9 protein-coding genes are annotated in these 12,605 nt (G+C 30.8%); all 9 read right to left on the reverse strand.

Annotation, left to right across the window (positions count from 1 at the left end; genetic code table 11):
- Nucleotides 1-30: 30 nt before the first annotated feature.
- The 9 genes from IPJ91_01465 to IPJ91_01505 all read right to left on the reverse strand — a co-directional run bounded on the left by IPJ91_01465 (nucleotide 31) and on the right by IPJ91_01505 (nucleotide 12,536).
- The gene (locus tag IPJ91_01465; protein QQR93808.1) at nucleotides 31-2,169 is read right to left on the reverse strand and encodes an AAA family ATPase; all 2,139 of its coding nucleotides are present in this window, start codon (nucleotides 2,167-2,169) and stop codon (nucleotides 31-33) included.
- A 9-nt stretch (nucleotides 2,170-2,178) separates the two neighbouring features.
- Nucleotides 2,179-3,306, reverse strand: a complete 1,128-nt coding sequence (locus IPJ91_01470; protein QQR93809.1) for a DNA repair exonuclease — start codon at nucleotides 3,304-3,306, stop codon at nucleotides 2,179-2,181.
- An 11-nt stretch (nucleotides 3,307-3,317) separates the two neighbouring features.
- A complete protein-coding gene (locus IPJ91_01475) occupies nucleotides 3,318-5,837 on the reverse strand; it encodes a PQQ-like beta-propeller repeat protein (protein QQR93810.1) in 2,520 nt (839 codons plus the stop codon).
- Between the two features lie 7 nt (nucleotides 5,838-5,844).
- A complete protein-coding gene (locus IPJ91_01480) occupies nucleotides 5,845-6,180 on the reverse strand; it encodes a hypothetical protein (GenBank protein ID QQR93811.1) in 336 nt (111 codons plus the stop codon).
- A 33-nt stretch (nucleotides 6,181-6,213) separates the two neighbouring features.
- Entirely contained in the window at nucleotides 6,214-6,909 is a 696-nt protein-coding gene (lepB, locus tag IPJ91_01485; GenBank protein QQR93812.1) for a signal peptidase I, read from the reverse strand.
- Between the two features lie 9 nt (nucleotides 6,910-6,918).
- Nucleotides 6,919-7,536, reverse strand: a complete 618-nt coding sequence (locus IPJ91_01490) for a hypothetical protein (GenBank protein ID QQR93813.1) — start codon at nucleotides 7,534-7,536, stop codon at nucleotides 6,919-6,921.
- A gap of 71 nt (nucleotides 7,537-7,607) precedes the next feature.
- Nucleotides 7,608-8,630, reverse strand: a complete 1,023-nt coding sequence (locus tag IPJ91_01495) for an AI-2E family transporter (GenBank protein QQR93814.1) — start codon at nucleotides 8,628-8,630, stop codon at nucleotides 7,608-7,610.
- 20 nt (nucleotides 8,631-8,650) lie between these two features.
- Nucleotides 8,651-9,376, reverse strand: a complete 726-nt coding sequence (locus tag IPJ91_01500) for a class E sortase (GenBank protein ID QQR93815.1) — start codon at nucleotides 9,374-9,376, stop codon at nucleotides 8,651-8,653.
- A gap of 13 nt (nucleotides 9,377-9,389) precedes the next feature.
- Complete coding sequence (locus IPJ91_01505; GenBank protein ID QQR93816.1) at nucleotides 9,390-12,536, reverse strand: hypothetical protein; 3,147 nt, start codon at nucleotides 12,534-12,536, stop codon at nucleotides 9,390-9,392.
- Nucleotides 12,537-12,605: the final 69 nt, after the last annotated feature.

The following is a 12,605-nucleotide window of genomic DNA, read 5'->3' on the forward strand; positions in this document are numbered from 1 at the left end:
AAAAGGATCGAAAAGTTCAGAAAAAAATATTTATACAATGTTTTGTGTAATGGGTAGTGATTTGTCACAAGTAAAGATCAAGACTTGGTTTGATTCAGAGATTTCCTTCAATATATTTAAAGATTCTCGCTTCCTAGTATCATCAAATGTAATAAATGGGTCGTCCATAATGATAGGAGATTGCTTTTCATTTGTCAACATTTTAAAGTAAGCAATCTTCAATAGCATAAAAATTTGACCAATTGCACCTACTGACAAAACATCTGTAGTAAGCCAATCTTGCTTAATAATTGAAAATACTTGTAAATTGAATTCATCATCTAACCTAGATTCAGTATATTGGTTGTTTGTAATTCTAGGTAAGTACTTATCAATTTCAAGCTTCAATAAAGTAGATAAAGTTTTGGAAGTATTCTTCTTAGCTTTGTCAAGGTAAAATCTGACAAGTTCCAAACTGCGAAGTTTTTCTCTATACTTCTCATAAATTTCCTTGCTGTATAACAATTCTTCTTCAAGCAAATTTATCTTTTCTTGGTTTATCTCACTATCATTGATACGAGTTTTCGCAATAACTTTTTGTTCTTCTAGTTTTGCCTTTTCATCATATAAATTATCAAGTTCAGTATCAATTTCAACTCTTCTTTCAGAACTAAATTCATAATCTCGATACTTTTCAACTTCACTAATTTCAATTTCTCTTTTTTTCAACAGAAGGTTATCAAGTTCAGATTTCTTTTCGACTAGATAGCTTTCGACATTTTGAACTAAATTCTCAGAACTAGAGGCTTGTATTTTGTTATTAAGGAAATTTGATATTTGATAGATATTTTCTTCTTTTGACTCTATTTGTATTTTCCTCTCATAAAATTCATTTTCTGAAGAAATACCCATCTCCCTAAATAAATCTTTTAAGTTAACTTCTTGTTGTTTCAGGTTGTTTTTTTTGTCGGAAATTTTATCTTCTAGATCATATAGGCTTCCTTTATCAAGTTTAGGTGTCCTTTTATTTAGAAATTGATAAGTTAGTAAAATCAGGATAGAGATAATGCTTCCAATTAACAATGGCCACCATTTCAAAATAATTAAAAATATACTTACTATAATTGTAAATGAATATCCCGTTAAAAGTATAAGTTTATTTTCTTTCTGCTTAAATCTACTACTTTCTTCGAAATAAGTTTTTTTACTATTCAACTTAGATTCTAAGTCGGTGATGTCATTTTTAGTAATCTCAATTTTCTCTTTGATGCTGGCAATCTCTAGTTCATTTCTTTTGAAAGTATCAATATCAAAATCAATCGATTTTAAATCTCGTTCAAGTTCAGCAAATTGTTGTTTCAACAGACTAACCTCAGATATTTCCTTTTGAATTACTTTCACGAGATTCTCATTTTCAAATAGCTTTTGTTTACCAGCCTCAAGAATACTATTGTTTTCTAGTGATTTAGCTAAGACTTCAATTCTTTCTTTAACTTTATCAAGTCTCAAACTACTTTCATCCTTGATTTTTATACTTTCTATATACTTTTGAAATTGAGACTTTGATATATCTATATCTGAATCAAGTTTTGCAATTTTTTCTTCTAATTGCCTGATAGGTCCAGGATTATTGGAAGCACGGCTAACTCCTCTTGTCAAATCATTTATTTCATTTGAAATATTCAAGATAACTTTATTGATATCACCTTCATCTTTGTTTCCAGAGGCAATTTTACTCAAGGCATCATTGATTTTGGCTACATCATCTAAGTTTGACATTTCATGTCCATTCAAAATTCCGACAGCACGATATATAAAATCATTTTGTATTCCCAAAAAGGTATCTATCTTCTTTTTAATTTGATCTGCTGAACTTTCTTCAATATTGTCAGTCAAATTTGTCAATTTACTTGCTTTTTGATTATAATCACGACTAAGTTTATACTTTTTTTCTTCATACTCAAATTCCAATTCCACAATTGGTTTCATCTCGTTTTTCCAATGCTTAACTTTTTCAAAAAAGACTTTCGAGTTTGTTGATGCATCAACGAAGAGTGCAGAAAGTATTCCTGCAATTATAGTCGATTTCCCTTTCTCGTTTTCACCGTAAATAATCTCAAGCGAATTAAACTTGACTGTAAAATTAGCAAACCTTTTGAAGTTTTGAAGATGCAAACTAGTAAATTTCATTTTTGTAACTTAATTTCCTTTCAATAACTTGATACCTAAATTCAAAGCTCTTGCTAGATCCATGTTGTCAGGATTATTTTCAATATCTTGTTGAAGTAGCTTGATAAATTCTGAAGATATAGTTCCTTCTTCAAATAAATGTTCAAAATCAAAGTTCATAGAAGTATATGGCTCCTCTTTCACAGTATACTTGATGACATAAAATTCATTTCTGATTTGCTCGATAACTTCCTCTAAATTAATCCCATTTTTACTTACCCCTACAAAACTAATTGTAATTACATTGCTCTTTTCTTTGTTTGTATAGGTTTTGATTTTTGCAGAAACTTTTTCTGCAGTATCAAAGATATCAAGATCAAGTTTTAGAGAAATAAATTCTCTTGAATTGATTGGTACAATCTTTACTTTTACAATTTTTTTGTAATCACTATTTTCAAATTCAATCAATAAAACATTCCCACTTCCTTTTTCAGAGTAATTTATAAAATCAGGAGAGCCAGAATAGTACGCCTTCACATTTGTGCCTATATCCAAAGTAGAATGCCAATCTCCCAAAGCTATATAGTCTGCTTTTGTTTTTTCAATCTCATCTTTAGAAATTGGAAAGTTGTCAGAAATTCCAAATAAATTTAACGAACCGTGAGCTATAACTATATGAAAGTTTGGATCATTTTCAATGGCATTCTTATTTATTTCAGAAACAATTGGTGCAAGTGGGGAAACTTTTGATTTTTTGCTCTTTATTACGCTGGGGTAAATCCATACCTTACTTTCAGCAAAAAATTTTGGAGTATTATCTTTGAAAACAAAAATGTTTTTGTCACTTTTCCAAACTTCATTTGTCCAAACAGAAGATTCTTCAAGCAAATCATGGTTCCCTGGTATGATGAGTGACTTTATTTCGTTATCACTTAGTCTATATAGTTGGTCGCGAAAAAAATTTATACTTATATCGGAAGGATACGAAGTGTCAAAAATATCTCCAGCAAATATTATAAAGCTCACAGCTTCATTTATTGCTAAATCTACAATTCTTTCTAAACTACTTTTGATCGAATTTCTGTGTTTTGATGAGCCTTCTCCCATCCAAGCAAATTTTGCTCCAATATGAATGTCGGAAGTGTGTATGATTTTCAATATATAGTTATTTAAATATAACTTGGTATTTCAAACTTCACTTTGTATAGTTTATTTGTATCTAGTATATACAAATAGTCATCAATAAATGTGATACTAATTATATTGCCAAATTCAGTTCCCTTATCGTTAAACTTCAAAGAATACAAATATTCAAGTTTATTTTGATCCAACTCATTATCTTTGCCCATCAATACAACTCTTTTATTTTTATTATCTATAAATATTATTCTGCTATCATCTAAAACAAATTTGCCAAAAGTGTCAATGGGTAAAACCATATTGGTCGGCATATTTATAGTTACTTCCTTGCCTCCAAAATACTTTTTGACTCCTTGTGAGGTTAGCACCCAAACATTACCGTCAATTTGTAAATCCAATCCCTGCTTAAAAATTTCTTGTTCGTCCCTAACTTCCAGTTTTCCGTATGCATTTACAGTTTTCAAAGATCTTCTTATTTGTCCAGTTGACCTTGATAATGTATAAAGGTATTCGTTACTTCCTACATCATAACTTTTCATTGAAGTTATATCTCCTACTACTTCATAAGAAAGTGAATCAATTTTTTCAATTGTCAAAGATGCAGATAGTCTGTACATTCCTAATGATGTATAAATTAGCAAATTATTATCTAAATCCTTACTAACTAATAATATGTCATTTAGTTTTGGCTCCAAAATTTGTTTGAATCCTATGTTTGCAAGATTACTTTGGTACAAATACCCTTTAGAATCAGCTACAAATATATTTCCATTTACTACTTCCAAGCCAATTGGAGATATGTTTTGGAAATTTGATTTTAAATCTTGCAATACATAGGAAGAATTGATAATTGAATTTTTTTCGATTTTATTCTTTGTCTGTGATATCAAAGATTTCAAATTTGATAATTGAGTATTTATCTCGTTTCTTTTAACTGAATCAGTCAATGTGTTTTTTGTAGTAGCATTTTCGACATTTTTTAAAGCTTGAGTTAGTAAATCATTTGATCTACTTGCATTAAGAGATGCTTGAGAATTAGCATTTTTTTGATAATCTTGTGCAAGTTTAATTAAATTTGCTATATCGTTATATAAATCCTGTTGCTGTTTCTTCTCCTTATTGCTTTGAATAATTAAATTAGTTACGAAAATAACTAAAATTATCAAAATAACAATTGCAAGTAACTTTTGTTTGGATATATTTTTAATTAAAAATCCTCGTTTGTTCAATTCATCAGTATCGTTGGCTCCTAGATCATGGTTAGGTTTCTTAAATTTATTTTTGAATCTATAAGAAACATCATTAGAGACTATATGTTTTTTTTCACCTGGATTTAAGTTTTTAATTTTGTCAGACATTTGTGTTTTTATATTTTTAAACATAAGCTGTAAAGATTGCGACATCGAAATGACAAGTTTATTTAAATGAGTGAATTGCTTTTTCAATTCTTCACTTTGATTCACGTCTGAATGTAAATTTTCCATTGTGGGAAATTTCTTACCCTTAGAAATATTTGATATATCAAAATTTTTCATCTCCCTAATTATTCTATTATTTTTTGAAGATTCTCTGTTTTTATAATTAATTGAAAATATTTCTTCTGCAAACTCTGGTGTAACTTTTCTATCCGCATTTGGAAAATTCTTTGCGATATATTCATTACTGTGATTTTTGAAGAACAATCCCTTTTCAACATTCTTTTCTTTCTTCATTTCCTTTGAGGTATCTAAATTTGTTGCAAAGCCTTCTTTAGTGTTAAATTTCAATAAATCACTGTCACTATCGGAAATAGGACTATTTGCTGCAAATATAAAACCTGAAGATGAATCAGTGCCCAAATGATCACTTTTATGATTGATTGTAGGATTTACATTTACACGAGGAGGTATCAATTTTGGTTTTGTTGCAAACTTTAGTGCAAAAATTCCTAAGCCAACTTCATTTTTCAGTGGAGTCATATACAAACTTTCAAAATTCATTGTGCGTAAACAATTATCAAACTTAACACCAAGAATCTTCTGCTTAGTTTCATTTTCATAAGTTATTATTGTATCAGTAGGAGTAAGAATAACGGAAAAAGTCTTGATCTCGGAATTTAGATTATCCTTGAAATATGAGTTCATATGAAAAATTGTTCCCTCTCTTTCAATATCTGTATATATCTCACCGATTTTTGCAAAATAAGCAATATTATCCTTTATCGAAATAAGTATACAATTTAAATCAATTTTTTGATCAAGCTCAACCTTATTTGTCTTAACTAACTTCAATAATTCACTTTTCAAATTCATCAAAGTAATTTCAAGTGATTCATAAACTTTTCTGCCATCATTATCATAAAAATCTTTCAATATGAAATTTTTTAAAATATCTGCACTCTTGCTAGAATCAAAAAAATTCTCACATGAAATATTTATCAAACCAAATAATCTGCCCTTTGCAGGACTTTCTATGTAATTTTCTGCGTGACTAAAGACCAAACTACATGCATCTTTCTCGTTCGTCTTAGAAATAAATGATGAAATTTTGATTGGATCATATAAGTTCATTTACTAATTAGAAATTTAGTTTCTTGCCATAGTGAATAATAACCTCAATAATGATTTCTAGTAATGCTACAAAAATGACGTAATCTATCCAAAAATTATTTACTAAAAATGTTTTGGGAAACCTAGTTGAGTCTATATTAGGATTAAAATAAATAGTTACAGGAAATTTCTCGGTTTCTACCTCGCCATTACCATATTTGGAATAATCTTGTTCCAATATATGCAAAGGAAATCCAAACTCAAAACTTTTGGTCTGATAAACATTAGAAATCCAAAAACTTCCTAAAGTAGTTGCAGATACTATAAATAAAGCTATAAGTAATATTATTGAATGTCGATACATATATTAAATATTAAAAAATTGATAACTGAAACTTTACTTAAATGGATTGTTCAGAATTCCCAATTTGTCTAAAGGAAAAATCCTAAAGAATACTTTTCCTTTCAATGATTTTCTTAATACAAAACCAATGTCTGAATACCTTGAATCTCTACTATTTCCTCGATTATCTCCCATAACAAAATAAGAATTGGGAGGTACAGTTGATTCCTTACCTTCTATCAATGTTGAAGTATTCGGTAAGTATGTTTTGTCTTTGTTGTTTACTGTTTTTGAACTAACTCCAATAATTTCATTTCGAAAAGTACCATCAGCTAGATAATTTTCAATCACTTTATCTCCATTTACATACAACAATCCATCTTGAATCATCACTTTATCTCCTGGAAGAGCAACTATTCTTTTAATTAAATCCTCTTCTTGAGTAGTACTTGACAAGTGAAAGGTGATAATGTCGCCGCGTTCGTAGTCGCCAAATACTTTGTATAAAGGTGAATTTGCTCCACCAAATATTTGGACCAGCTTATTTGTAAGAAGTATATCGTGATCTTGAAGTGTTTCTCGCATAGATTCTCCCTTTACTTCGTTTGGAGTTATTATAAATAAATATAATATAACAACAATAGCCAAAGCTATAACAATTGTTTGAAGAAAGTTTATAAATCCAGAACCTGCTACTGGTACATCAAGAGGATCAGTTAAAAATGGATTTTTTGTTTCAAATAGTGACATAAATATAATTTATTGAATAATTTTACCTTCAGTTAGTTCTGAAAACTTGCTCTGTTTTATGTTTTCATCAAAAACCTTTATTTCAATGTATCTCCCCAGCAAATTACTGATATCTTCAATATCTGAACTATAAGGAGATTCTTTATCATCAATCATTCGCATTTTTTTGTAATCAAGTAGTAAAATTAACCTTGATGGCATAGACAAATTCGTATCAATATTAAGTAGCACAAAATCATACTTTTTTGTAAACCAAAATGAGTCTAATTCACTCCATTTGTAAAATTTACCTGATACTTTCAAACCTTTTGTAGTAATTTCATGTGCAACACTTTCTGGAGGTACTGTTGCCATAATAAATATCAAAAAAATTAATGATATTGCAAGTATTATCAAAATAATTTCACCCATAAACGCTAGAAATAAAATTATAAAGAGAAAAATCATACTAACTTTCAAAAACCAATCTTTGGTCCTTGCTACAAAAACACGCTCCGGAGCATCCCATTTATAAAGTGTTTTTATAAGTTCATTTGAGCTTTTATTTCCCAATTGCAATTCCAGATCTGCAATCTTTTTTTCTAGCTCAACAACCTTGTCAGAGTTATCTGAAGATAGTAATCCCATACAGAAAGAATACTAATTTTGGAAGACAAAATCAAGTAATAAATGATTTTTATAGATCTATAGAATGAACATTATCTAGAAAAGTACTCTTCTAGGCTAATTTGCAAGATTGCAGCTACTGGAATAGCCAAAACAGCACCTGCAGCACCGAGTAATGTTGTTCCCGATAGAACAGCAAACAATGTTACAAGTGGATTTAATCCTACAGTTTTATGCATAAGTTTTGGTACTATAAAGTTGCCTTGAATTTGTTGCCATATCAACACTGCAACAAGATAAATGATTACCAAAATTGGTTCTTCGCCAGTTGCTAAAGCCAAAACTGATGCTAAAGGAATTTGCAAAGCGGTTCCAAAATTTGGAATAAGTTCAAATAATCCGGCTATTATTCCCATAGGAATTGCAAACTCAAAGCCTAGTACTGTAAACAATAATGTTGTAACAATAGCTGAAGTTAGGCAGATAATTAGTTGACTTCTAAACCACATACCTACCTTTGTTACGATCTTGAAAAATATTAGCTGAAATCTTTGTGTATCTTTAATGCCAAGCTTATTCAATATTTTTAAAACATCTCTTTGATCAATATTTAAAGAAAGCATAAATCCTGACATTACTAAAACAATAAAAGAATTGAATAAAAACTGCATAGAGCTACTAAATATGTTACCTAGATTTGAAATAATGGATACAACTGAGTCAGTATTCGTACTAGACATTATTTCTTTGATGATTTCATCGGTATTCAGTTGTTGACCAAATTGAGGAAAAGTTCCACTTATCCAAGCAATAATCCTTTCAATTATGGTCGGAAGATTTTGATAAAACACATTAAACTGTTCAAACAGTGGGATTGAGACTAATGTAACTAACAATACTAATATTATAAAAGTCAAAATAAATACTGTTATTATAGAAAAAGTTTTGGAAAAATCTTTTGATCTAAGAAAATTGACTATTGGAAGAAATGCACTATATAAAATAAACGCAAAAAATAGTAAGACAAAAACAGTTTTCAATTCCATTGCAATTGAAAACAAGCTAATCACAATCAGAATCATTAGTATTGTTTTGGGTTTAATCTCTATTACCATATTTTTAATTGTATTACATTTTATATAATTCTCGCAGTTATTACAATCCTTTGTTTATCAGATCCAATAGGTGTACAAGTGACCAACTTTATAGATTGGAAGCCTTCATTTTTGACAGCTGACCAATCAGTTTTCTCTACTATTCTTGTATCAATGACCTGATATTTGTATATTTGACCCTTCCAGCTAATTTCAATGCTTTCTCCTACATGAACTTTGTCTAAATTATAAAATGTTTCTGTTTTTGGAGGCATATGATAATACCTATGACCATATATAACAGTAGTACCAATTACTTCAGGTGTAAACCCATTTGGATAAACCCAGAAGCCCTTTGTCATTGCAGCTTCACCCTCATTCATCGATCCTTCAACAAGTCCACCTTTTATCTTCGGATTACTTATCATCAAAGAATTTGATTGAAGATTGGATACTTCTTGAATTAGTTTAGTTTGTTCATCATTTGGAATACTATCATCAAAAGTAATTTCACTTGCATTTACATTCTCCAGAAATGGAGAACTATCTTTGAAGTTAGCAATGTTTATTGTACCTGGGAGTTCAATTTGATTTTCCAATATCAAAGGATTTGCAAGTATATTCCCAGATAAAGTTTGATAGTTATAAATCACATATGTCATCAGAAACACAGATGAAAGTAAACTTATTACCTGCATCTGCATTCTGAAAACTTTTCTTATTCTTGCTTTTCTTCTTTGATAATTAATACCTTTTAGTAAATTCATATCAAACAATTTATCAAGAGTATTTCTTCAAATTTGGCCACGCTACACCAAAAGCGACAATTATTGAGCTCAAAATTATTGCTATCAATATTGATTCAGGAATATTTTGTAAATTTAGTACACCTGAAGTTTTTGGCATTTCTTTTGGTGTTTCAGTAGTTCCCAAAACTTCTGGCTGTTTAATTTTGACAAATGCTTGAGCGATAGCTTCATTATTTGGACCAATTACTTTGGCATTATTTATAACATTCTCTGAAGACTTCAATGCATTTGTATAAACTGTGAATATTAGATATTGACCATTTGTCAAACTACCTACTTGTTCTATGACATTCGTATTGCCAAAAGTGTAAATGTTCGCATTGGTTTCATTTATATTTACTACAAGAGGTGCAGTTTCAAATAAGACAGTTCCATTTGCATCTCTTTTTTGGACAAATACTGAACTAAAGCTTAGATATTGCTTATCAAAGCTATCAGTAAATCTCAAAGAGTTTATTGGTTCACAATTTCCTGAACATAGATTTTTCGTAATAATTTCCCATTGAACCTTTTGTCCGATTTCGACTAAAGCTCCAGTTTTGTTAGTTTTTGTCAAATTTATATATGGAGTATCTTTTGTAACAATAACTACATTCATACAAAGAGAGTTTGTAGTATCTGCAAATGTTCCAGTAATCGGACTTTGTATTCCCTCTACTTGTCCTGATGCTTGTCCACCAAAGTTACAAGCTAAACCAGCAGGCGCAGATTCCTTTACTTTGAATACAACTATAATATTCTTTGTACCTAAGGGTTCTATATTACCTATATTATTGATTACGAAAGTTCCAATATTGGTTGATGTATTATTTGAATCATAACCAGGATTTGTACTTTCTAATGATAATCTTGTTGAATCATAATTATCAACAATTCTTACATTTTGCACTAAAACTGTACCTAAGTTTCTTACACTAATATTGTATGTAATTGAGTTTGGATTATTTTGCAATACTGTCTTACTTATTGCAATATTAGTACTAACTACATCGATATTCCACCCGTCACAATTATCGTAGTTATCATAGTTATTGACTGTATTGATAGGGTTGGAAACTACATCACAATTAATGTCTGTAGTATCAATTTCTCCACCTCCTGAGACACTAGCTACGTTTGAAATATTACCAATAAATCCTGTGTTTATGTTTGCAACAACTGTAATTATGGAATTTTGATTCACTCCTAATGCTTGACTTCTTGTACATGTAATATCATTACCTACATTACTACAATTCCAGTTAGTTCCACTAGCACTAACGAAAGTCAGTGTAGAAGGAAGATTTTCTGTAACTACTATTGGACTATTTGTTGCAACCTGACCTACATTCAGAACCTTAAGTTGGTAACTTACTTGTCCGCCTGTGGTGACATTTGTATCTGAAGTCTTTTGTATTATCAAATTTGGGTACTGAGCAACTGGAGTACTAGTAGTTGAGCTAGTTGCTGGTGTACTTGTTGGTGTTGAGCTTGAGACTGGGTTACTGCAACTAGCAGAACAATTTGCACTTGTTCCACCATTTGTTCCACTGCATGTCCATGAAACAGTTCCATTGGAGAACGTAGGATTTGCAGGATTTGCTGTCCCCTGTGCACATAGTGGTGTGAGAGTTCTGCTACATGATCCACTAGTTCCATTTGCACTTCCACATACTCCATTGACTGGAGTTGGTGGTTTCAAACAACTAGCAGAACAATTTGCACTTGTTCCACCATTTGTTCCACTGCATGTCCATGAAACAGTTCCTCCATTTTGTGGGTATGAAATTGTTTCACTACCAGCATTACCTGGGTTACATAGATCTCCTGTAGGTATACTAGTGCCACATGTCCCTGTTCCTCCATTTGCACTTCCACATACTGCATTTATTGGAGTTTGCGTAATTGTCAGCGTCCAACCGTCACAATTATCTTGATTATTATCATTATTACTGTCATTATCACCTTCTAGGTCTGCATCGCATGCCCAGTCAGTAGTATCACCATCTGTTGTATCGGTTGAATCTATAATTCTTGCATGGTCAACAATAGTATGGTTTACTGGTGCATTATCATTGATCTTCACATATACCTTTACAACTGTATCCCATACATTTATTGAAGGTACATATTGTTTTGTCGTTGTACATACTACTCTATGATTTGGATTGTTGGGTGGATTTGGATCGTACTTTGTACATGTCCATCCAGTTCCTGCTACTAGTGATTGGTATGTATAGTATTCTCCTTGGACGGGTGCTTCTAGAACTGTAATTGTTCCATTTGTAGAAGCATTACCTATATTTGATATTTTCACTGTGTATTCAATTGTATCACCTGCTTTTGCTGAGCTTGCATTACCTTGCTTTTGTATTATCAAGTTTGGCTTTGTAACAACTTGTGTACATGATTTGCCTGTTGTACACATAGCAGATACTGTCATTCCATCGGACGGTCTTGCTAGATTACAAGATACACCTGAGTTGGTAACGTATCCACTAGGTTTATATTCGGTAACATCAATTATTCCCCAGTCTAGTTGAACAGATCCACATCTATCATATGGAGCTGTAGAGTTCATTGGATAATTTCTCCCGACTGTAATATTTTTTGTTTCTCCTGCTTGTAGTGTGATCTTTTGAACTGATTTATCGTTTTGGCCTGGATTTTGATCGCATGAGAAGTATTGATTATCTTGATCATCCCAGTGACTACCGTATTGTGACATACAAGAGTATGTCATTGATTCATTTTGTGGCAGTTTACCGTATCTAACATCTATTGTATAGCCAGTTGTATTTCTCAAAGACAAAGTTTGAGTTAGGGAATCATTACTGTTGTTTCTTGTTCCACATCTATATGCATCTTCTTTACTATATATCCCTCCAGATTGTGGGTCTCCGTAAAAACTACAGCCAGAATTACAATTATCTGATACTGATTCTATCTTCACTCCACATGTAATATTACTAGCAGGTGTAGGTATCTCTACTGCCCTCCCACTAAATGCTGAAGGTCGATCGGTAAATTTGTTTTGTATCTTTAAAACAGAAAGTCCTATGATAAATAGTGACAAAAAAATAACCGCAAAGATAAAAACAAAGCTTTTTGTTTTTAGTATTTTTTGAAAATTTCCCATTTTGAAAATTTATTAAAATAAGTAAATAAAAAAGAATCTGATACATAGATGTGTATTACCAACAAAGTA

The sequence above is a fragment of the bacterium genome, from assembly GCA_016699595.1.
Classification (GTDB): domain Bacteria; phylum Patescibacteriota; class Dojkabacteria.

What these genes read in the sequence shown, in the direction of transcription:
- IPJ91_01505 (QQR93816.1), bottom strand. Translation starts at nt 12,536, where the DNA reads ATGGGAAATTTTCAAAAAATACTAAAAACAAAAAGCTTTGTTTTTATC.
- IPJ91_01490 (QQR93813.1), bottom strand. Translation starts at nt 7,536, where the DNA reads ATGGGATTACTATCTTCAGATAACTCTGACAAGGTTGTTGAGCTAGAA.
- IPJ91_01465 (QQR93808.1), bottom strand. Translation starts at nt 2,169, where the DNA reads ATGAAATTTACTAGTTTGCATCTTCAAAACTTCAAAAGGTTTGCTAAT.
- IPJ91_01480 (QQR93811.1), bottom strand. Translation starts at nt 6,180, where the DNA reads ATGTATCGACATTCAATAATATTACTTATAGCTTTATTTATAGTATCT.
- lepB (QQR93812.1), bottom strand. Translation starts at nt 6,909, where the DNA reads ATGTCACTATTTGAAACAAAAAATCCATTTTTAACTGATCCTCTTGAT.
- IPJ91_01495 (QQR93814.1), bottom strand. Translation starts at nt 8,630, where the DNA reads ATGGTAATAGAGATTAAACCCAAAACAATACTAATGATTCTGATTGTG.
- IPJ91_01500 (QQR93815.1), bottom strand. Translation starts at nt 9,376, where the DNA reads ATGAATTTACTAAAAGGTATTAATTATCAAAGAAGAAAAGCAAGAATA.
- IPJ91_01475 (QQR93810.1), bottom strand. Translation starts at nt 5,837, where the DNA reads ATGAACTTATATGATCCAATCAAAATTTCATCATTTATTTCTAAGACG.